We start from the raw sequence: 19,859 nt of genomic DNA on the forward strand, positions 1-19,859 counted from the left end.
TCCGCCCGGGCGGGCGGGCTCATCCCTTGACTGCGCCGGCGGTGAGACCGGCGACGATGCGGCGCTGGAACAGCAGCACGAAGACCACGATCGGCACGGTGATCACCACGGCGGCCGCCGCGATCGAGCCGGTCGGCTGCTGGAACTGGGAACTGCCGGTGAAGAAGGCGATCGCCGCCGGGACGGTGCGCGCGGCGGTGGTGGAGGTCAGCGAGATCGCGAACAGGAAGTCGTTCCAGCAGAAGATGAAGACCAGGATCCCGGTGGTGAAGACGCCGGGCGCCGCGAGCGGCGCGATCACCAGCCGGAACGCCTGCCAGGGGGTGGCGCCGTCCACCTTGGCCGCCTTCTCCAGGTCCCAGGGGATCTCCCGGAAGAACGCGGAGAGGGTGTAGATGGCCAGCGGCAGCGAGAAGGTCATGTACGGGATGATCAGCCCGGCCCAGGTGTCGAAGATGCCGAGCACGCGCTCGATGTTGAACAGCGGCGAGACCAGGGAGATCGGCGGGAACATCGCGATCAGCAGCGACATGCCGATCAGCAGCCGCTTGCCGGGGAAGCGCAGCCGGGCCACCGCGTACGCGGCCATGGTGCCGAGGACCACCGCGATGGTGGTGGCGATCACCGCGATGCCGATCGAGTTGATCAGCGCCCGGGTGAACTCCGAGGTCTGGAAGATGCCGCGGTAGTTGGCCCAGGTCCACTCGCGCGGGATGAAGTCGCCGTCGCTGAGGGTGCTCGGGTCCTTGAACGAGAGTGCCACGATCCACCAGACCGGGAACAGCGCGTACAGCACCACGATGAGGTTGACCACGCCCCAGCCGGTGAGGGTCCTGCCGCGGTGGGACATCATCGCCGCTCCGGTTCGCCGCCCGGCGCCGATGCGCCGAAGATCTTGATGAAGCAGAAGGCGATGACCGCCACGCACAGGAAGATCAGCACCGAGATCGCCGACCCGATGCCGAGGTTGAGGGCGGTGAAGAGGTTGTCGTAGCCCAGGATCGAGACCGATCCGGTGTCGTTGGAGCCACCGGTCAGCACATAGATGTTGTCGAAGATCCGGAACGCGTCCAGGGTCCGGAACAGCAGCGCGACCAGGATGGCCGGCTTCATCAGCGGCAGGATCACCAGCCGCAGCCGCTGCCAGAAGTTCGCCCCGTCGACCATCGCCGCGCGCACGGTCTCCCCGGGGACGAGGGCGAGTCCGGCGAGCAGCAGCAGCGCCATGAACGGCGTGGTCTTCCACACCTCGGCCAGGATGATCAGCCCGATCGCCTGCCACTGGTCGGTCAGCGGCGCGCTGCCGGCCGGCAGCAGGGCCGCCAGGTACCCGGTGCCCGGGGTCCAGGCGTACTGCCAGGAGTACGCGGCGACCACGGTGACGATGCCGTACGGGATCAGGACCGCGGTACGGACCGTGCCCCGGCCGAAGACCGCCCGGTGCATCACCAGCGCCAGCGCCATCCCGAGGACCAGCTCGACCGCCACCGAGACCACCGTGATGAGCACCGTCACCCACAGCGCCTGCCACCAGAACGGCGAGGACAACACCGCCCCGTAGTTGCTGAGCCCGACCCAGTGGGCCTGGCCGGGGAAGCGCAGGTCGTAGCGCTGGAGCGAGAGGTAGACCGCGTAGGCGATGGGGTAGGCGGTGACGGCGACCATCACGACCACCGCGGGCGCGCACAGCAGCAGGCCGAGCCGGCGCTCCTGCCGGGCACCCTCGGACAGCTCGGCCCGGCCGCGTCCGGCGGCGGCCTCTGCGGCTCCGGTGGCCTCGGAGGACTCGGCGGACGGGCTCACGGGATCAACCCCTTGGAACCGAGGGCGTCCTGGATCTGGCCGCGGAGGTCGGCGATGGTGCTCTCCGGCCGGATCGAGGCGGGCGGTGACAGCGAGTGCGAGATGGCGATCGACACGTTCTGGTAGGCGGGGGTCTGCGGCCGCACGCTGGCGGTGTCGAGGGCGGCCAGCACGTCCGCCGCGAACGGGTAGCTCTCGGTCAGCTCCGCGGCCTGGTACAGGCTGCGCAGCGACGGCGGCAGGCCGCCCTCCAGCGCGTTGGCGAGCTGGTTCTCCCGGTCGCGCAGGCACAGCGTCGCCTCGAAGGCGAGGTCGGGCTGCCGGGTGTACGTGCCGACCGCCAGGTCGATGCCGCCGATGGTCACGGTGGCCGGCCGGTCGGCGGTGACCCCGGGGTAGGGGGCCCACTTGAAGTGCGGGAACAGGTCCGGCTGATTGGCCTTCATCGACGGGTAGACGAAGGGGTAGTTGAGCTCGAAGGCGGCCGTGCCGGACTCCATGGCGAGCCGGTTCTGGTCCTCCATCTGGTTGGGCAGCGAAGGATCGGCGGCCGCCGAGACGGCGGTGTCGTGCATGATCCCCGCCGCGACCACGGCCGGCGGACCGAGCGAGGGCGCCTGGGCGTCGGGCGTGAGGATCGACCCGCCCGCGCTGGTGACCAGGGTGTTGAACCAGACCGTCAGGCCCTCGTACTGCGCGCCCTGGATCTCGACGTAGTGCGGCTTCCCCGCCTTGGCCAGGGCCTCCGCCTGGGCGAGCATCTCGGGCCAGCTCTTCGGCGGCGTCGGGACCAGGTCGTCGCGGTACCAGAGCAGTTGGGTGTTCGAGTTGTACGGGACGGCGTACAGCCGGTCCTTCCAGGTCGCGGTCCGGACGGCGGCGTCGAGGGTGTCGGCGGTGGCCTGCTGCTTGCGCTCACCGGTCCACTCGCGGATCCAGCCCGCCTCGGCGAACTCGGCGGGCCAGGTGACGTCCAGGCCCATGATGTCGACCCCGGCGTCGTGCGCGGCGAGCCGCCGCACGAGCTGCTGCCGCTGCCCGTCCGAGGTCCGCGGCAGCTTGTTGTACCGGATCACGTAGCGGCCCTGCGAGGCCTGGCTGCACCGCTCGGCTGCCTGCTGCAGCGCGCCCGAATCGTCCGGGAAGTTGTACCAGTTGAGGGTCACCGTCCCGGCGCCGCCACCGCTGCTCCCGCAGCCGCCGAGGACCGGGGCGAGCACCGCCAGGACGGCCGCGACGGCAGGCCACCGGGAGCGGGGACTCCTGTCAGGCATCGGACTCCAGCCGTTGGCGGGACGCGGACCCGATCACCGTACGGACGGACGGGCCTCCCCGGCGCGGGACGCTCCGCAGCCGGGCCCGAGATCGACCGGACGGCGCAGTGCGGCCGGTCGGGGCGGGGAGCCGGTTGGGGCAGCGCCGCCCCCGGGCCGTTCGGTCGTCGTCAGACCCGGGAGCCGGCTGCCGAGGCCGGTACCCGGGACCCTTGGGACCCGGCCTCGACGGGTCGTGTGACCGCGATCGGACGGTTCAAACCAGCGGGTGGTCGCCGACATCGCCGGACCGGCGTAGGTCGGGTCAGGGCCGGGTGTCGGTGTGGCCGCACACCCACGCCAGCGCGTCGTGCGCACCCTCGATGTACTCCCGGCCCACCGATGGCCGGGTCGAGGCCTCCAGCTGGACGAGGGAGGCGTCCACCTCGGCGGTGAGCACCTCCAGCGTCGGCACCTCGCGGGCCGGGGTGCCGGTCAGCGGTCCCGACCGGGCCAGACCCAGCGCCCAGCGGTAGGCCGCCAGGGCTCCCCGGCGGCGCGCACCCCCGTCGGCCGCCCGCACCCGCTCGTACTCCCGCGCCACCTCGGCGGCGGGCCGTACCCCGCTGCGGACACCCTCAGCCCTCGCCATTCCGTTCCTCCTCCTGCGCCGGATCGCCCGCCGCGTCCGACCACGGCGGGGTGGGATCGATGAACACCTGACCGACGGTCGGGAAGCGTTCGCGGATGCGCCGCTCCGCCGTCTCGCACGCCGCCTCGACGGCGGCCGAACCGTGCTCGTCGTGGAAGTCGACCCGGGCCGCGAGCAGAACCTCGCGCGGGCCGAGCACCATGGTGAAGAGCGTGATCACCCGGGCCGTCTCGGGAATCGCCAGGAGCTCCGCGCGCAGCGCCTCCCGCATCGCGGGCGGCACCGACTGCCCGATCAGCAGCGATTTGTTGGCGCTGGTCAACACGACCGCCACCACCGCCAGCAGCACGCCGATGAGCACCGACGCGATGCCGTCCCAGACCGGGGAGCCGGTCAGCTGCGAGCCCGCCAGCCCGCCCGCCGCGATGACCAGGCCGACCAGCGCGGCGGAGTCCTCCAGGGCCACGGCCTTGACCGTGGTGTCCGGGGTGACCCTCAGCAGCCGCAGCGAGGAGACCCGCCAGCGCGCCGCCTCTCGGCGGACCTGCCGCGCCGCCTGCCGCCAGGAGACCCCCTCACAGACGGCGGCCAGCGCCAGCACCGCGTACGAGAGCGGGTAGTGGCCCGGCTCGCTCCCCGCGGTGATCTCCTGCACGCCGCGCACGACGGAGACCAGCGAACCCGCCAGGAAGGTGGCCAGCGCGGCGAGGAAGGCCCAGAAGTACGCCTCGTGGCCGTAGCCGAACGGATGCTCCTCGTCCGCGGGCCGGTCCGAGCGGCGCAGCGCCGTCAGGAGCAGCAGCTCGGTGACGGTGTCGGCGAACGAGTGGGCCGCCTCGGAGAGCATCGCCGCGGAGCCGCCGAGCATCCCGGTGAAGAGCTTCGCGACGGCGATCACCAGGTTGGCGGCGGTGGCCACCAGGACGGTCCGGGTGCTCTCGGAGTCCCCGGCGACGGCCCGCCGGGACGCGATGTCGGGGACGTGCCCGGGCGGGACGTGCTCGGGCGGGCCCGCGGCGGGCTGCGGAGTCATGCGGCTCGCCTGCCCGGCGCCCGGGGCCCCAAACGGGTGCGTCCCCGACATCGCGTCCCGTGGGCTCACCGGATCGGCGGGAACCCGCCGAGGTAGTAGCCGCCGATCAGGTTGTAGTAGTCGGGGTCGTCGGTGTGCTTGTCCGGACGGAACTCCGGTGAGTCCTTGATCTGGTCCTTGGTGGCGTCGACCCAGACCTTCTGCTCCTCGGTGTCGATCCGGGCGATGGTGCCCGCCGGGAGCAGCACCTGCCGGCCGAAGATCCACACGCCGGTGTCGACGACCACGTACGAGGAGTCGACCTCGGCCGAGTGCCGGTCGATCCGCCCGATGTGCCCGTCGGACGCCTCGACCTTGTAGCCCACCAGGTCGAGCCCCTCGAGGTGGCCGGCAGTCTCCTGGTAATTCCAGATCCGCGTACCCATCGCTGCGTTCCCTTCCGTCGGTTGACGCGAGGCCGCCCTCCCGGCTGCCGCCGCCGCGGGACCGGGCCCGGCGGCCTCACGCGACCTCGCCTGCCCCACGCCCGCGTTCTCACACCGCCCCGCAAGTTGACGGCCGCGCCCGGACCGCGGTCCCCCGCCGCGCAGCGGCGCTACGCGCCGCCGCCCTGCCCCGGCGGGCGGAGAAGGAGGACGTCGACCGGGTCCTGGGTCTCCAGGGCGAAGCCGTGGCGTTCGTAGAGCCGGCGGGCGGCGCTGCCCTGGAGGACGTGCAGGACCACGGTCGCGCCCTGCCGGTCGGTCCGCTCCAGCAGCTCGCGCAGGACGGCGGAACCGAGTCCCCGGCCCTGGTGCTGCGGGGCCAGGTAGAAGTGCTCCAGCCGCTGCCTGCCGTCCTCGGCGGCCGGAGGGTGACGCAGCCCGCGAGCTCCCCGCCGACCGTGACGACCGAGGTGTACCGGGGGGAGCAGGAGTCCCGGAACCGCTGTCGCACCCGGTGCCCGTCGTAGCGCTCGAGGCGTTCCAGGTCCGCGCGCATGACCTCGGCCCGCAGGTCGGCGATCACCTCGACGTCCGCGGCCGTGACGGCACGCAACGCCCAGCCCGTGACCCGCGGGGGCCGCCCCGGCCCTGCCACCTCCGGCTGCGCCCCGATCCCCACCACTCCGGCATCCATGATCGGATTATCCCCGCGATCCCGCTCCGGCCCCGCACCGGGATGTGGCCCGCCGCGGGCTGCGCGGCCGGTGGGACACGCGGGCATCCCACCGGCCGGTCAGGTCAGGTCCGGTCCGGTCAGGGGAGCTTGACCCCCAGGAGGTCGACGGGGCGGATGTCCGGGGTGGAGCTCAGCATGGTCTGCGCCGCCTCCATCAGGGCCGCGGCGATCTTGCCCCCGAGGTGCCCGGCGCGCCCCTCCTCGTTCTCGAAGGTGTCGAAGACGCCGAAGGTAGTGGCGTTCTCCCGGAAGGCGAACCAGGCCGTGGTGTGCGCCTCCTCGTTGGCGAGCCGTACCGCCTCGCGCAGCATCGTCTCGACCTGGTCGGCGTACTCGGGCTTGGCTTCGATCCGTGCCAGCAGGCCGATGTTCATGGTGGTCGCTCCCATCTCGTCGGGTGCCCCTTTCCTGCGGGGCGTGATCGAACCTACGGGCGCCGCCGGGCTCGGCCCAGTGTCGTAAACGACGACTCTGCTACCGTTCCCGACATGGAGCTCGCGGTGCTGGCCTACGACGGCGTGTTCGACTCCGGCCTCTCGGCGGTCCTCGACGTGCTGGAGGCGGCCAACGCCATGCGGGGCGAGCTGCCGCAGCCGCCACCGGCCTGGCAGGTCACGACCGTCGGTTTCCGCCGCCGGGTCCGCACCGGGATGGGGCACACGGTGACGACCGCGCCGGTCGCCGAGGCCGTCCGCGCCGACCTGCTGCTCGTCCCGGCGCTCGCCGAACGGCGGCCCGAGGCCCTCATCGAGCACGTGTCGGGGCCCGCCTCGGTGTCCGTACGGCGGCTGGTGGCCGAGACCCGGGAACGCGGCACGCCGGTCGCCTCGGCCTGTACGGGCACCTTCCTGCTGGCGGAGTCCGGGGTGCTGGACGGGCGGCGGGCCACCACGAGCTGGTGGCTGGCGCCGGTCTTCCGCGGGCGCTACCCGGACGTCACGGTGGACCAGACCCGGATGGTCACCACCTCGGACGGCGTGACGACGGCCGGTGCGGCCTTCGGGCACGTGGACCTCGCACTGGCGATCGTCCGGATGAACAGCCCCGCGCTGGCCGACCTGGTCGCCCGCTACCTGGTGATCGACGAGCGCCCCTCGCAGTCGGCCTACACCATCACGAGCGCGCTCGCCCAGCACGATCCACTCGTCGCCGCCTTCGAACACTGGGCGCGCCAACACCTCGACCGGCCGCTCGCACTCGGCGACGCCGCGCGTTCGCTAGGCGTCAGCGAACGCACCCTCCAACGGGCCGTCCGCCGCACCCTCGGCACCTCCCCGGTGCGGTTCGTCCAGGACCTCCGGGTGGAACACGCCTCCCACCTGCTGCGCACCACCGACCTCTCGCTGGAGGCCATCGCCGGCCGGGTCGGCTACGAGCACGCCAACACCCTGCGGATCCTGCTGCGCGAACGCACCGGCAGCACGGTGGGCACGCTGCGCGGCCGCTGAACGCGGTCAACCGGTACCGAGCGCGGAACCGGCCTGTCTATCCCTCATCGTCGGCCTCCTGGTCGGTGGCTTCGTTGGCGCGGTCGATCTCGGCCATGTGATCCTCCGCCCAGGTCCGCAGCCCCGCCAGCACGGCTTCCAGGGACAGCCCGAGTGCGGTGAGTCGGTAGAAGACCCGCGGCGGCACGGTCGGTTCGACCCGACGCGACACCAGCCCGTCGCGGGTCAGGCTCCGCAGCGTCACGGACAGCATCTTCTGCGAGACGCCGGGCATCCGGCGTCTCAGCTCCGCGAAGCGCACCTCGTCCGGTGCGGCATCGGCGAGCGTCTTGACGGCCATGGACGTCCACTTCGTGCCGATGCGGTCCAGCAACTGCCGCGTCGGGCAGTGGGGATCGAACAGATCGCCGCGTACCCCGCGACCGGCGGCCCGGGCTCCTCGGGTGGTCACCTGTGGCTCACCACCTTCCCTGAAAGTGCCGTCTAGGAACCGGCCGGGCAGTTACCTATCGTTCTGAGGTAACCAATGGTAACCACTTGGAGGAGCCGTCATGCCCGCCGCCACCGGACACCAACTGCGCCGCATCGAGACGAACGGCGTCCAACTCAACGTCGCCGTCGCCGGGGACGGACCCGCAGTTCTCCTGCTGCACGGCTTCCCGCACACCTGGCAGCTCTGGAGCAGCATCATGGGCCGACTGGCCAAGCGGTACCGGGTCATCGCCCCGGACCTGCGAGGCTTCGGCGCCAGTGAACGTGCCGTCGAGGGTTACGACGCAGGCACCCTGGCCGCCGACGCCGAAGGGCTGCTCGACGCACTCGGCGAGCCCTCGGCCGCGGTGGTCGGCATCGACGCGGGCACCGCCCCCGCCGTCCTGCTCGCGCTGCGCCGGCCCGGCCTCGTCCGGCGCCTGGTCGTGATGGAGGCACTGCTCGGCCGCCTGCCCGGAGTCGAACATTTCGCGGGCGGCGCGCCGTGGTGGTTCGGCTTCCACGCCGTCCCCGGCCTCGCCGAGACCGTCCTGGCCGGCAACGAGGCCCCGTACATCGACTGGTTCCTCGATGCGGGGACGCTCGGGCGAGGAGTACCCGACGACATCCGTGCGGCCTTCGTCCACGCATACACCGGGAGCGAGGCCCTTCGCTGCGCGTTCTCCTACTACCGGGCCCTGCCCACCAGCGCGCAGCAGATCCAGGACGCCGTCGCGACGGCTCGGCTGACGATGCCCACCATGGCCGTCGGCTCCTACCCCATCGGCGCCGGGCTCGAACGCCAACTCCGTCCCATCGCCGATGACCTGGTCGGACACCAGCTCCAGGACTGCGGCCACATCATCCCCCTCGACCGCCCCGACGCACTGTTCGCGCTCCTTGCCCCCTTCCTCGCCGCCGATCTGCCGAAGTGACCGGCTCGGGACCGAAGGATCACCCCGCTACGCTGCCGGCCGGCTCACCCCGCCGGGCGGGGGACCGGGGGTTCCGGGTCGGGGCCGGGTGGCGGGGGATAGGGCGGGACCGGCGGGTCGGGGCGCGGGTCGCCCGGGCGGGCCGGGCCCGGGGGCCGGACGGGTTCGGGTGGGACCGGGACCGGGTCGGGCGGCAGCGGGCCGACGTCGGGCCCGGGCGGTACGGGGATGGAGGGCATGGTCCGGTTCCTCCTCGGTTCTCGTCGCCGTCCGCACCCGGGCGTCAGGCGTCCCGGTGCCCGAGTGCGTCGGAGAGCTGCTTCTTGTCCATCTTCGAGCGGCCCTTGAGATTGCGATTCCGCGCCTCGTTGTAGAGCTGCTGGTACGTTCGCCCGCCGGGGCCCTGGTGCGACCGGAGGCCGCCGCGCCGGCCGGAGGAGATGTCCTGCAGTGAGCTGCGGCCGGCGGTCCTGGACTCGCCGTGGCGGGCGCGCTCCTTGTTGACCGTCCGGGCGGCGATCTCCTCGGCGGTGTCCTCGTCGCGGCCGCGCTGCAGCAGGCCTTCCTTGATGTGTTCGTACTGGCGTTCGCGCTTGGGGCTCGCTCCACGGGGCATGGCGGCTGCTCCTCTCCGTCCGACGCGTTCCGAGGTCCGCTCGGGCTTGCGCCTGCGCGCCTACCCGGGTGGCGTTCCGGCATGCGCCCGTTCCAGATCGGCTCGGATCTTTTGTGGACAAGTAGGGTGGATCGGGCGTGATCGGCGTACGGCCGGGTAGACCGGTCAGATGGAGGTGCAGTCTCTTCTGCCCGCCTCCCGCCGTCGGCCCGCGCGGCTCAGCCCGGGCCGGGCGGTACCACGAGCTCCCCTCCCCGGGCGTCCCCGGCCCGCGCCGGAGCACGCCGGAGAGCCGGAGCCCCGAGACCCCGCAGGGAGCTGAACGTCGTGCTCACCGCCAGCATCACCCTGACTGCAGACCGTACGGGCGCGCCCGCCGGGACCCCGCCGCGTGAGAGCGCGCCCGAACCGGCCCCGGCCCAGGCCCAGGCCCAGTCCCCGGACCCGGACCTGACCGCCGAAGCCGTCGCCGCGGCGCGCCCCACCCCCGAGCAGCTGCGTTCGATGGGCAAGACCGAGGCGCGCGCGCTCAGTGACGCGCTGTTCCGGCGCCTGGCGGGTCTGGAGCGGGAGAGCCGGGACTACAGCTACGTCCGCGGCACGATCATCGAGCTGAACATGCCGCTGGTCCGCTTCGTGGCCGCCCGCTTCCGCCACCGCAGCGAGGAGCTGGACGACATCCTCCAGGTCGGCACCGTCGGCCTGATCAAGGCCGTGGACGGCTTCGACCCCGACCGCGGCGTGGAGTTCCTGACGTACGCCGTCCCCACCATCACCGGCGAGGTGAAGCGGTTCTTCCGGGACACCTCCTGGCCGGTCCGGGTGCCGCGCAGCATGCAGGAGATGTACCTGGTGACCGCCCGCGGCTCCGACCGCCTGGAACAGCGGCTCGGCCGGCCGCCCACCCAGGCCGAACTGGCCACCGAACTCGACCTCGCCCCCGAACAGGTCGCCGCCGGCCTGACGGCCGCCCGCCTCTGCCGCACCCACTCGCTGGACGCCCCGGGCACCGACGACGCCGACGACGGCGGCGGCGCCCTGGGCGAGCGTCTCGGCCACTGCGACCCGGACCTGGACCTGGTGGAGTTCCGGGTGGCCGTCCGGCCGCTGCTGCACGAGCTGGCGCCGCGCGAGCGCGCCGTGCTGCTGGCCCGGTTCTGGGGCGATCACACCCAGTCCGAGATCGCCGCCGAGATCGGCGTCTCGCAGATGCAGGTCTCCCGGCTGCTCGCCGGGATCCTCGGCCGGCTGCGCGAACGGCTGGAGGACGCCGACGCGGACGGGACGACCGGCGGCGAGGCGACACCCTGACCCGCCGAGGGGCGCAGCACGCCGCCGGCGACCATGGCGACCGCGCCCCCGTCAGTGGTGCAGCCCCTGGTACACCCGGTCCAGCCGGCCCGCCACCACCGGCCAGGAGTGCTCCGCCCGGGCCCGGTCGAGGCCCGCGACGCCGAGCGCCTGGCGCAGCGCCGGGTCGTCCAGCAGCCGCCGGACCGACTTGGCCAGCAGGTCGGGGCGGTCCGGCGGGACCAGCAGCCCGGTCACGTCGTCCACCACCAGACTGCGCAGCGCCCCCACGGCGCCGGCCACCACCGGCACGGCGCAGGCCATCGCCTCCAGGGCGACCGTCCCGGACGGGTCGGTCTGCGGCGCGGTGACCAGGATGTCGCTGGAGCGCAGCAGCGCCGGTACGGCCTCGTGCGGGACCTCGGGCACCTGCCGGACCTCGCCGTCCGCGCCCGAGCCTGAACCCGCGCCCGTGCCCGCGCCCGCACCTGCGCCCGGGCCGGTGTCGCCCGCCCGGCCGCCGACCACCACCAGCTGGGCCTCGGGCACCTCGGCCGCCGCCCGGATGGCCGCGCCGACGCTGGCGGCCGACCGGCCGCCGTCCAGGCACAGCAGCTGGGCCACCTCGTGCGGCGGGTGACGGCCCGCGGGGGCGAAGCGTTCGGTGTCCACGCCCTGCGGCAGCAGCATCACGCGGCCGTGCCGCGCGCCCAGCCGCCGCAGCACCCGGGCCTCCTCCGGTGACCGGGCGACGACCGCGTCCGCGCTGCGCGCCACGGCGCTCTGCAGCCGGTGCGCGCTCCCGGCCATGGAGGCGGGCAGCGAGCCCTCGTCGGGGAGGACGGCGATCCGCTCGTGGACGGTGAAGAGGTTCTTGACGCTGCGCGCGGCGACCAGCACGGCCAGCCCGGCGTCCAGCCCGATCGCGTGCGCGACCTCCGGGGGGTCGGCGCGCCAGCCATGCTCCAGCTGGTCGGCCATGGCGGGGACCATTGCGAGCAGTGCCTCGGTGCCGGCGCCGTCCGTCGGGGGTGAGTCGAGCGGCCGGATAACGACCTCGGGGGGCAACTCGTACCCGGCCGGCAGCGCCGCCTCCCACCGGCCGGTCAGGGTCACCCGGTGGCCGATCGCCGCCAGTGCCCCGGCCATGGCGAGCAGCCGCTCGGGTACCGCGTCGTCGGTGGGGCGGCGTCCTCCGGAGACGATGGCGATGTGCATCCCAGACTCCGATCAACAGACCGTATGCCCGACTCCTGACCGGTCGGCCGCACCCTGAAACCCCCCGGGCCGCAGCGACCGGGCGAATCGCGGCGGCGGCGGATCTATGGTGGAGGGGCGAAATCCCGGCGAGGCGAGGGAGCGGAGCCGATGGACTCCGACACCGGCAGGACGACCGGACGGCTGACCGTGTCCGCACACCCCTGGGAGTCGGGCGTGCTGGTCCGCCCGGACGGCGAGCTGGACCATGAGACCGCGGAGCCCCTGGAACGGGCGCTGCACGCGGCTCGGACGGCCGGGCCCGGCGGGCGGACCGTGGTCGACTGCGAGGGACTCCTGTTCTGCGACTCCACCGGACTCAACCTGCTGCTGAACGCCCGCTCGGCGGCGCGCGAGGGCGGCGGCGACCTGGTGCTGGCCCGGCCCGTGCCGATGGTCGCCCGGATGCTGGAGGTCACCGGCACCCAGGAGGTCTTCGAGGTGTACGGCACGCTGGACGAGGCCCTCGCGGGTCCTGGCGGCCGCTGATGGACACCGCCCGCCCCGCCGCCGCGTGCCCCCCGGTCGGCCAGGTACGTCGGCTGCTGCTGGGCGAGCCGCGCGGATCGGTCGGCCGCTCCCGGGCGTTCGCGCTCACCGCGCTGGAGGACTGGGGCTGGCTGCCGGCCGCCGACCGGGAGGGGCAGGAGCTGGCCGGGGACGTCCTGCTGCTGGTCACCGAACTGGTCACCAACGCCTGCCTGCACGCCGGCGGGCCGAACGAACTCGCCCTGGTGTCGGCCGGGCCGGCGATCCGGGTGGAGGTCTCCGACGGCAGCCGCGAGCTGCCGCGCCTGGCCGCCGGCCAGCACCCCGGCATCCCCAGCGGCCACGGACTCCGGGTGGTCGACCGGCTCGCCGCCGACTGGGGGTACGCGCTGCACGAGCACGGCAAGACGGTCTGGCTGGAGGTGGCCCGCCGGCCCGGGGCGTGAACCTCCGGGCCGGCGGGCCACCTCGGTGCCCCCGCGGCAGAGCAGAGCCCCCGCGGCCGGGCGCCCGCTGTCAGGCGCCTACGTACGCCGCGAGGTGCTCGCCGGTGAGGGTGGAGCGGGCGGCGACCAGGTCGGCGGGCGTGCCCTCGAAGACGATCCGGCCGCCGTCGTGGCCGGCGCCCGGACCGAGGTCGATGATCCAGTCGGCGTGCGCCATGACCGCCTGGTGGTGCTCGATCACGATGACCGACTTCCCGGCGTCCACCAGCCGGTCGAGCAGGCCCAGCAGCTGCTCCACATCGGCCAGGTGCAGACCCGTGGTCGGCTCGTCCAGCACGTAGACACCGCCCTTGTCGCCCATGTGCGTGGCCAGCTTGAGCCGCTGCCGCTCGCCGCCGGACAGCGTGGTGAGCGGCTGCCCGAGGCCGAGGTAGCCGAGCCCGACATCGGCGAGCCGGACCAGGATGCGGTGCGCCGCCGGGGTGTGGGCCTCGCCCGCGCCGAAGAACTCCTCCGCCTCGGTCACCGACATCGCCAGCACCTCGCTGATGTCCCGCCCGCCGAGCCGGTACTCCAGCACCGACGCCTGGAACCGCCGGCCCTCGCACTCCTCGCATACGGTCGCGACGCCCGCCATCATCGCGAGGTCGGTGTACACCACGCCGATGCCGTTGCAGGTGGGGCAGGCCCCCTCGGAGTTGGCGCTGAACAGCGCCGGCTTCACGCCGTTGGCCTTCGCGAACGCCTTGCGGATCGGGTCCAGCAGACCCGTGTACGTCGCCGGGTTGCTCCGCCGCGAGCCGCCGATCGCGCCCTGGTCGACCGAGACCACACCGGCCTCCTCCGCCCCCGGGCCCTTGACCAGCGACCCCTGCACCAGCGAACTCTTTCCGGAGCCCGCCACACCGGTGATCACGGTGAGCACCCCGAGCGGGATGTCCACGTCGACGTCGCGCAGGTTGTTCGCGCTCGCGCCGCGGACCTCCAGCGCGCCGGTCGGCGTCCGCACCGACTCCTTCAGCGACGCCCGGTCGTCGAGGTGGCGTCCGGTGACGGTGTCCGAGGCCCGCAGTCCCTCGAGGGAGCCCTCGAAGCAGACCGTGCCGCCCGCCGAACCGGCACCGGGGCCGAGGTCGACCACGTGGTCGGCGATCGCGATCAGCTCCGGCTTGTGCTCCACCACGAGCACGGTGTTGCCCTTGTCCCGCAGGCGCAGCAGCAGGCCGTTCATCCGCTGGATGTCGTGCGGGTGCAGGCCGATGGTCGGCTCGTCGAAGACGTAGGTCACGTCCGTGAGCGAGGAGCCGAGGTGGCGGATCATCTTGACGCGCTGCGCCTCGCCGCCCGACAGCGTCCCGGCCGGCCGGTCGAGCGAGAGGTACCCCAGGCCGATCTCCACGAACGAGTCCAGGCTCTGCCCGAGCGCGGTCAGCAGCGGCGCCACCGACGGCTCGTCCAGGCCGCGGACCCACTCCGCGAGGTCCCGGATCTCCATCGAACAGGCGTCTGCGATGCTGATCCGCCCGATCCTGGACGACCGGGCGCCCTCGCTGAGCCGGGTGCCGTCGCACTCGGGGCAGGTGGTGAAGGTGACCGCCCGCTCCACGAACGCCCGGATGTGCGGCTGCAGCGCCTCCTTGTCCTTGGACAGGAAGGACTTCTGGATCTTCGGGATCAGCCCCTCGTAGGTGAGGTTGACGCCCTCCACCTTCACCTTGGTCGGCTCCCGGTACAGGAAGTCGTGCATCTCCTTCTTGGTGTACTTGCGGATCGGCTTGTCCGGGTCGAGCAGGCCCGACTCGGCGTAGACCCGCACGGTCCAGAAGCTGTCCGACTTCCAGCCGGGGATGGTGAACGCGCCCTCGGCGAGCGACTTGGAGTCGTCGTACAGCTGGGTCAGGTCGATGTCGGTGACCGTGCCCCGGCCCTCGCAGCGCGGGCACATGCCGCCGGTGCGGTTGAAGGTCGCCTTCACGGCCTTCCGGGCGCCGCGCTCGACGGTGATCGCACCGCTCGCCCGGACCGAGGGGACGTTGAAGGCGTACGCCGAGGGCGGGCCGATCTGCGGGCTGCCGAGCCGGCTGAACAGGATCCGCAGCATCGCGTTGGCGTCGGTGGCGGTGCCGACCGTGGAGCGCGGATCGGCGCCCAGCCGCTGCTGGTCGACGCTGATCGCGGTGGTCAGCCCGTCCAGGACGTCCACCTCGGGCCGGGCCATGGTCGGCATGAAGCCCTGGACGAACGCGCTGTAGGTCTCGTTGATCAGCCGCTGCGACTCCGCCGCGATCGTGCCGAACACCAGCGAGGACTTGCCCGAACCGGAGACGCCGGTGAACACCGTCAGCCGGCGCTTCGGGATCTCGATGCTGACGTCCTTCAGGTTGTTCACGCGCGCGCCGTGCACGCGGATCAGATCGTGGCTGTCGGCACTGTGCGGCGCGGGCGACCGCGTGTCCGTCCCCGTGGCCTTGCTCATCGTCTCTCCATCCCGTCGGGCGGGGGCCGCCTCCGCGGCCCCCGCCGGCGTCGCCTGGCTCCGATCTAACCAGTCCGGGGTCAGCGGACCTCGTTGATGCGGACCAGGTTCCCGGCCGGATCCCGGAACGCGCAGTCACGGAACCCGTAGGGCTGCTCGGTCGGCTCCTGGACGACCTCGGCGCCGCCGCCCTTCAGCCGGGCGAAGGTGCCGTCGAGGTCGGCGGTGGCCAGGGTGATCCGGGCGTAGCTGCCCTTGGCCATCATCTCGGCGATGGTGCGGCGCTCGTCCTCGGTGATCCCGGGATCGGCGGCCGGCGGCTCCAGGACGACCGCGGTGCCGGGCCGGCCGGCCGGGCCGAGCGTGATCCAGCGCATCGCGCCCGCGCCGACGTCGTTGCGGACCTCGAGGCCGAGGAGGTCGCGGTAGAAGGCCAGCGAGGCCTCCGGGTCGTGGTGGGGGAGGAAGGTCCAGTGAATGCTGATGTCCATGGCCCTCAGGCTAGGCAGCCGCCGGACGCGGGGGCTTCTCCATTCCTGACCGGTTCCCCGCACCCACTCCCCGGCCGGTCCGGCCGCGCCGCGAACCACCGCCCCGGGCACGGCCGCTGTGGGAGACTGGCCGGGTGAGACGGCAGAGCCTCGACGACCTGGTCCGGCTGCGACGGGCCCGCGACCGGATGGACCGCGACTACGCCGAGCCGCTCGACGTACCGGCGCTGGCCCGCGAGGCGCTGATGTCCGCCGGCCACTTCTCCCGCAGCTTCCGCGCCGCCTACGGCGAGACGCCCTACAGCTACCTGATGACCCGTCGGATCGAGCGGGCCAAGGCGCTGCTGCGCCGCGGCGACCTCACCGTGACCGAGGTCTGCTTCGCGGTCGGCTGTACCTCGCTGGGCTCGTTCAGCTCGCGTTTCACCGAACTCGTCGGCGAGAGCCCGAGCGCCTACCGGGCCCGCGACCACGAGGACGGCGCCGCCATCCCCGCCTGCATCGCCAAGATCCACACCAGACCGGTCAGGAACGGAGAAGCATCCCCGGGCGGCCGGTCGTAGCGTGTACGCCATGAACATCAGCCTCTCCCAATGCTTCATCGCCGTCGACGACCACGACAAGGCGATCGCCTTCTACCGCGACGTGCTCGGCCTGGAGGTGCGCAACGACGTCGGGTTCGAGGGGATGCGCTGGGTGACCGTCGGCGCACCCTCGCAGCCCGACGTGAACGTGGTCCTCGAACCGCCCGCCGCCGACCCCAACGCCTCCCCGGCCGACCGGCTGGCCATGGCCGAGCTGATGGCCAAGGGCCTGCTGCGCGGCGTCATCTTCGGCACCGACGACTGCGACGCCACCTTCGAGCGGATCAGCGCCGCGGGCGGCGAGGTCCTCCAGGAGCCGATGGACCAGCCCTACGGCGTGCGGGACTGCGCCTTCCGCGACCCGGCCGGCAACATGCTGCGCTTCACCCAGCCCCTCGGGACCTGATCCCCGCCAACCCCGCCGCGGCCACTCCCGCGCCGCCGGCCCGGCCGGCGGCGCCCGGTCGCGCAGGCTCAGGGCGCCAGCTGCGCGGCCAGCTCCTGCTCGCTGCGCCGCTCGTCCGCCAGCAGCGACTCCATCAACTCCCGGGTCTGCCGGTCCTGGTCGCCCAGCCAGCCGATGATCGAGCGGTACGCGGCCACCACGATCCGGGTCGCCTGGAGGTTCTGCTCCCACAGCGTGCGCAGCGCCGAGGCGTCGGTCACCGAGTAGTCCGTGTGGGCGCGCTGGGCGAGGGTGGCGGGGTCGAAGTTGGGGCGCCCGCCGAGCTGGGTGATCCGGTCCGCGACCGCCGTCGCGTGCCGCATCGCCCGCTCCGCTAGCGCGTCGAACCGGTCGCTCGCCGCCGAACGGTCGCCGCGGCGGGCGGTCACCGAGTGCCGGGTGTACCGCAGCCACGCAACCACCTCAGCCGCCACGACATCGTTCAGCACACTGATCACGCGCTCGGTGTCGAGGCCCGCGCGGTCGGCCACCGGACCGGCGGCGATGGTCCGCAGGGCCTCCCGGCTGATCCGGTCGACGTCCAGCGCCAGGCTGTCGCTCATCCCAGTCCTCCTCGTCCGCCCCGGCCGGGTCGCCCGGCCCCCGGGTCGAGCGTATGTCCGTACGGCCGACCTGGAAACCGGTCGGCACCGGCAGTAACCGGCCGATACCAGGACAGTTGGCACTCAATCGCCGCGAACCGACCGAAACCGGCCGGAACAGGTTGGAACCGCCTCCGCCCGGGTAGCGGGCCAACAGAGGGGCCGTCGCCGACGGGTACGGAGGTGGCGACGATGGACGGATCGTCGATGTCCGGGCAGGAACGGCAGATCCTGCAGTCGATCGAGGAGCACCTGCGCAGCGACACCCGGCTCGACCGGCGGCTCAGCACCATGACCCCGGCCTGGACGGTCCGCGCGCGGACCGCGCTGCTCGCCGTGCGGGCGACGACGGTGGTCATGCTGCTGATGGGCGCCGCACTGTGCCTGGCGGCGGCCGTCCGGGAGCCTACGGCGGCCGTCCTGGTCGTCCTCGGGCTGGCCTGGGCGGCGGCGCTGACCGCCCTCGCGGGGCTGATCGGCCGGCGACGGCGGCGCACCCGGTGAGCCGGGAGCGGGACCGCCCGCCTGTTTCGGCTCGCCGCCGCCGGGCACACGGGCCGCGTGACGCCCGCGCCCGCGACGGCCTGACGGCCGATGGAAGGAGTCGAGGCCCGTATGACGCCCCCGACCCGAGTGACGACCACCGTCCCCGCCCTCCTCCTGCTCGCCCCGGCCATCGAGCTGCCGGTCAGGTCGACCTGGACCCACGACCCCCGCGACCCGTTCGCCGTGCACGTCGACTTCCACGTCCCCGCCGGCGCCCCCGAGCACTGGGTGTTCGCCCGTGACCTGCTCGCCGAGGGCCTGGACGTGCCGGCCGGCCAGGGCGACGTCCTGATCGAACCGGAGATCGGCCACCGCCACGTCCTGCTGCTGCTGCGCGGGGTGGACGGTTCGACGGCCGTGCTGCGCACCCCGAGCGCGGCACTGGAGGAGTTCCTGCAGCGCAGCTTCGCCGGGGTCCCGAGCGGGCGCGAGCAGTACCGGGCGGACCTCGACGGCTGGATCAGGCAGACCTTGGACGACGACGGCCGCCGGCCCACCACCGGCACCGGGACCCGGGCGGAAGACCCGAGACCGTGACGCGTGGACCGCCGTCTCCCGGGCAGACGCCCGGGGGACCGACCCCGGAAGACTCCCGGAAGGGGACACCCGGATGATTCTGCTCGGAGTACTGCTGCTCGCCGCGGCGGGCGCCTTCACCGGCCTGCTGATCGCGGACAACCTCGGCGGCGGCCCGGACTACACGGCGACCGTCCTCGGCACCGAGGTGGCCACCGTGGACAGCCTCACCGCCTTCCTCGCCGGCATCGCACTGACCCTCCTGGTCGGCCTCGGCGGTCTGCTGATCGCCGCCGGGGTCCGCCGCTCCCGCCGCCGCTCCGCCGAACTCCGCACCGCCCGGGCCGCCGCCGGTCGGACCGCGCCGGCGGCCTACACCGGGGCCTACCCGGGGACCGGCACCGACCCCGTCGAGCCCGTCGACCCCGTCGAGGCGGCCGGACCGGCCGGACCGGACCCGGACACCCGGCCGGGCGAGCCCGGTGAGTACGGATCCAGCGCACTACCGGGAGGCGGACGCCGCCGCCACGGCCTGGTCCACCGGACCGGCCACTGAACCGGGCGCCGCTGCCGGGCGTCAGCGCACGCCCGGCCCGGTCCGCTCCTGGGCCCGCCGGAGCAGCACGGCCGGCAGCACCAGCCAGCAGATCCCGAACCAGAGCATCACCAGGCCCGCGACCAGCCACGCCGCAGCGTGCAGGCCGGCGACCCGCAGCAGCAGGAGCAGCGCGCCGCCGACCGTCAGCGCGAGCAGCGCCGCCCCGAGGGCGACCAGCCGGCTGACCGCGGTCACCATCTTCGACTTCAGATGGCGTCCCGCCAGCACCCGGTGGTAACCGACCGGCGCGATCAGCGTCCCGGTGGCCACGGCGCCGCAGGTCACCACGGCGACGTACAGGCCGCGGTCGAAGCCCTGCAGGGTGGCGAAGCGGGGGGTGAAGGCGACGGTCAGCATGAAACCGAACATGATCTGCGCACCGGTCTGCGCGATCCGCACCTCCTGCAGCAGATCTCCCCAGCGCCGGTCCGCCCGCTGCTCGGGGCTCTCGTGGCGGCTGTCGAGGGGCTCGTCCGAGGCGCCGGGCGGGCTGCCGGGAGGTTGGGCTGCCATGGACCGTCCGCCTCCTCTGTGCGCGGCGCGCCCGGCCGCGAGCGCCGGTCCCATCGCACCACGGCCCGGCCGCGTACGTGGCGAGGCCCGCCGACCGGCCGTCCACCGGTGGGCGGGATGTTGCCGTGCGTCAGTGGGGGCCGCGCGCTGCCCGGCGGCGGGCCAGATCCGCCGGCCGAGGCCGCCCCGGCGTTCGAAGGCGAAGGCCGGGGCGCGCAGCGAGGCGGCGAAGTA

Annotated in this window: 24 protein-coding genes and 1 pseudogene; 10 read left to right on the forward strand and 15 right to left on the reverse strand. The window is 73.5% G+C overall.

Annotated elements, in window-relative coordinates:
• Window positions 1-19: 19 nt before the first annotated feature.
• The 8 genes and pseudogenes from AB0D08_RS20920 to AB0D08_RS20955 all read right to left on the reverse strand — a co-directional run bounded on the left by AB0D08_RS20920 (window position 20) and on the right by AB0D08_RS20955 (window position 6,291).
• The gene (locus AB0D08_RS20920) at window positions 20-850 is read right to left on the reverse strand and encodes a carbohydrate ABC transporter permease (RefSeq protein WP_033822784.1); all 831 of its coding nucleotides are present in this window, start codon (window positions 848-850) and stop codon (window positions 20-22) included.
• The gene (locus tag AB0D08_RS20925) at window positions 850-1,731 is read right to left on the reverse strand and encodes a sugar ABC transporter permease (protein ID WP_233289202.1); all 882 of its coding nucleotides are present in this window, start codon (window positions 1,729-1,731) and stop codon (window positions 850-852) included. The genes AB0D08_RS20920 and AB0D08_RS20925 overlap by 1 nt, the downstream gene beginning before the upstream one ends.
• A gap of 68 nt (window positions 1,732-1,799) precedes the next feature.
• Window positions 1,800-3,077, reverse strand: a complete 1,278-nt coding sequence (locus AB0D08_RS20930; RefSeq protein WP_051813424.1) for an ABC transporter substrate-binding protein — start codon at window positions 3,075-3,077, stop codon at window positions 1,800-1,802.
• A gap of 304 nt (window positions 3,078-3,381) precedes the next feature.
• The gene (locus tag AB0D08_RS20935) at window positions 3,382-3,708 is read right to left on the reverse strand and encodes a hypothetical protein (RefSeq protein WP_359890550.1); all 327 of its coding nucleotides are present in this window, start codon (window positions 3,706-3,708) and stop codon (window positions 3,382-3,384) included.
• Window positions 3,695-4,741: a cation diffusion facilitator family transporter gene (locus tag AB0D08_RS20940; RefSeq protein WP_082526846.1), complete on the reverse strand. Its 1,047-nt coding sequence runs from the start codon at window positions 4,739-4,741 to the stop codon at window positions 3,695-3,697. Before AB0D08_RS20940 ends, AB0D08_RS20935 begins: the two co-directional genes overlap by 14 nt.
• 65 nt (window positions 4,742-4,806) lie before the next feature.
• Window positions 4,807-5,166, reverse strand: a complete 360-nt coding sequence (locus AB0D08_RS20945; RefSeq protein WP_359890553.1) for a PRC-barrel domain containing protein — start codon at window positions 5,164-5,166, stop codon at window positions 4,807-4,809.
• Between the two features lie 170 nt (window positions 5,167-5,336).
• Window positions 5,337-5,722 (reverse strand): annotated as a pseudogene (locus AB0D08_RS20950) (GNAT family N-acetyltransferase).
• Between the two features lie 257 nt (window positions 5,723-5,979).
• Window positions 5,980-6,291, reverse strand: coding sequence for an antibiotic biosynthesis monooxygenase (locus AB0D08_RS20955; protein WP_359890556.1), 312 nt, complete (start codon window positions 6,289-6,291; stop codon window positions 5,980-5,982).
• A gap of 99 nt (window positions 6,292-6,390) precedes the next feature.
• Here AB0D08_RS20955 and AB0D08_RS20960 point away from each other — a divergent pair, with 99 nt between their 5' ends.
• Window positions 6,391-7,350 (forward strand): helix-turn-helix domain-containing protein, encoded by a 960-nt coding sequence (locus AB0D08_RS20960; RefSeq protein ID WP_033822786.1) that lies wholly within the window; start codon window positions 6,391-6,393, stop codon window positions 7,348-7,350.
• Between the two features lie 37 nt (window positions 7,351-7,387).
• On the opposite strand, the gene AB0D08_RS20965 is transcribed toward AB0D08_RS20960, so the two are convergent.
• Complete coding sequence (locus AB0D08_RS20965; RefSeq protein WP_033822787.1) at window positions 7,388-7,801, reverse strand: helix-turn-helix domain-containing protein; 414 nt, start codon at window positions 7,799-7,801, stop codon at window positions 7,388-7,390.
• Window positions 7,802-7,901: 100 nt separating this feature from the next.
• On the opposite strand from AB0D08_RS20965, the gene AB0D08_RS20970 reads away from it, so the two are divergent.
• On the forward strand, window positions 7,902-8,756 hold the full coding sequence (locus AB0D08_RS20970) for an alpha/beta hydrolase (protein WP_033822788.1): 855 nt from the start codon (window positions 7,902-7,904) through the stop codon (window positions 8,754-8,756).
• A 283-nt stretch (window positions 8,757-9,039) separates the two neighbouring features.
• Here AB0D08_RS20970 and AB0D08_RS20975 read toward each other — a convergent pair whose 3' ends face one another.
• The gene (locus tag AB0D08_RS20975) at window positions 9,040-9,372 is read right to left on the reverse strand and encodes a plasmid stabilization protein (RefSeq protein ID WP_359890559.1); all 333 of its coding nucleotides are present in this window, start codon (window positions 9,370-9,372) and stop codon (window positions 9,040-9,042) included.
• Window positions 9,373-9,699: 327 nt separating this feature from the next.
• Here AB0D08_RS20975 and AB0D08_RS20980 point away from each other — a divergent pair, with 327 nt between their 5' ends.
• Window positions 9,700-10,683, forward strand: a complete 984-nt coding sequence (locus AB0D08_RS20980; RefSeq protein ID WP_359890561.1) for a SigB/SigF/SigG family RNA polymerase sigma factor — start codon at window positions 9,700-9,702, stop codon at window positions 10,681-10,683.
• A 51-nt stretch (window positions 10,684-10,734) separates the two neighbouring features.
• Here the strand turns inward: AB0D08_RS20980 and AB0D08_RS20985 are convergent, their stop codons facing one another.
• Window positions 10,735-11,880 (reverse strand): glycosyltransferase, encoded by a 1,146-nt coding sequence (locus AB0D08_RS20985; RefSeq protein WP_359890564.1) that lies wholly within the window; start codon window positions 11,878-11,880, stop codon window positions 10,735-10,737.
• Window positions 11,881-12,030: 150 nt separating this feature from the next.
• Between AB0D08_RS20985 and AB0D08_RS20990 the strand changes: the two genes are divergently transcribed.
• Together AB0D08_RS20990 and AB0D08_RS20995 are read left to right on the forward strand one after the other, a co-directional pair.
• Window positions 12,031-12,408, forward strand: a complete 378-nt coding sequence (locus AB0D08_RS20990; RefSeq protein ID WP_359890566.1) for an STAS domain-containing protein — start codon at window positions 12,031-12,033, stop codon at window positions 12,406-12,408.
• A complete protein-coding gene (locus AB0D08_RS20995) occupies window positions 12,408-12,854 on the forward strand; it encodes an ATP-binding protein (protein WP_359890569.1) in 447 nt (148 codons plus the stop codon). Before AB0D08_RS20990 ends, AB0D08_RS20995 begins: the two co-directional genes overlap by 1 nt.
• A gap of 70 nt (window positions 12,855-12,924) precedes the next feature.
• Here the strand turns inward: AB0D08_RS20995 and AB0D08_RS21000 are convergent, their stop codons facing one another.
• Window positions 12,925-15,330: an excinuclease ABC subunit UvrA gene (locus AB0D08_RS21000; protein ID WP_033818648.1), complete on the reverse strand. Its 2,406-nt coding sequence runs from the start codon at window positions 15,328-15,330 to the stop codon at window positions 12,925-12,927.
• 80 nt (window positions 15,331-15,410) lie between these two features.
• A complete protein-coding gene (locus tag AB0D08_RS21005) occupies window positions 15,411-15,821 on the reverse strand; it encodes a VOC family protein (protein ID WP_033818649.1) in 411 nt (136 codons plus the stop codon).
• A 188-nt stretch (window positions 15,822-16,009) separates the two neighbouring features.
• Between AB0D08_RS21005 and AB0D08_RS21010 the strand changes: the two genes are divergently transcribed.
• Both AB0D08_RS21010 and AB0D08_RS21015 read left to right on the forward strand, forming a co-directional pair.
• A complete protein-coding gene (locus AB0D08_RS21010) occupies window positions 16,010-16,384 on the forward strand; it encodes a helix-turn-helix transcriptional regulator (RefSeq protein ID WP_199520266.1) in 375 nt (124 codons plus the stop codon).
• A gap of 10 nt (window positions 16,385-16,394) precedes the next feature.
• Window positions 16,395-16,811, forward strand: a complete 417-nt coding sequence (locus AB0D08_RS21015; RefSeq protein ID WP_033818655.1) for a VOC family protein — start codon at window positions 16,395-16,397, stop codon at window positions 16,809-16,811.
• 68 nt (window positions 16,812-16,879) lie between these two features.
• Here AB0D08_RS21015 and AB0D08_RS21020 read toward each other — a convergent pair whose 3' ends face one another.
• Entirely contained in the window at window positions 16,880-17,413 is a 534-nt protein-coding gene (locus tag AB0D08_RS21020) for a ferritin-like domain-containing protein (protein WP_051811895.1), read from the reverse strand.
• Between the two features lie 231 nt (window positions 17,414-17,644).
• On the opposite strand from AB0D08_RS21020, the gene AB0D08_RS21025 reads away from it, so the two are divergent.
• The 3 genes from AB0D08_RS21025 (at window position 17,645) to AB0D08_RS21035 (ending at window position 19,070) form a co-directional block, all read left to right on the forward strand.
• On the forward strand, window positions 17,645-17,956 hold the full coding sequence (locus AB0D08_RS21025; protein ID WP_033818651.1) for a DUF3040 domain-containing protein: 312 nt from the start codon (window positions 17,645-17,647) through the stop codon (window positions 17,954-17,956).
• A 111-nt stretch (window positions 17,957-18,067) separates the two neighbouring features.
• Complete coding sequence (locus AB0D08_RS21030; RefSeq protein WP_359890574.1) at window positions 18,068-18,535, forward strand: SsgA family sporulation/cell division regulator; 468 nt, start codon at window positions 18,068-18,070, stop codon at window positions 18,533-18,535.
• Between the two features lie 73 nt (window positions 18,536-18,608).
• Window positions 18,609-19,070 (forward strand): hypothetical protein, encoded by a 462-nt coding sequence (locus AB0D08_RS21035; RefSeq protein WP_063794282.1) that lies wholly within the window; start codon window positions 18,609-18,611, stop codon window positions 19,068-19,070.
• Between the two features lie 21 nt (window positions 19,071-19,091).
• Here the strand turns inward: AB0D08_RS21035 and AB0D08_RS21040 are convergent, their stop codons facing one another.
• The gene (locus tag AB0D08_RS21040; RefSeq protein WP_051811897.1) at window positions 19,092-19,625 is read right to left on the reverse strand and encodes a DUF6328 family protein; all 534 of its coding nucleotides are present in this window, start codon (window positions 19,623-19,625) and stop codon (window positions 19,092-19,094) included.
• Between the last annotated feature and the right edge of the window lie 234 nt (window positions 19,626-19,859).

It is taken from the genome of Kitasatospora sp. NPDC048540 (assembly GCF_040651175.1).
Taxonomy (GTDB): Bacteria; Actinomycetota; Actinomycetes; order Streptomycetales; family Streptomycetaceae; genus Kitasatospora.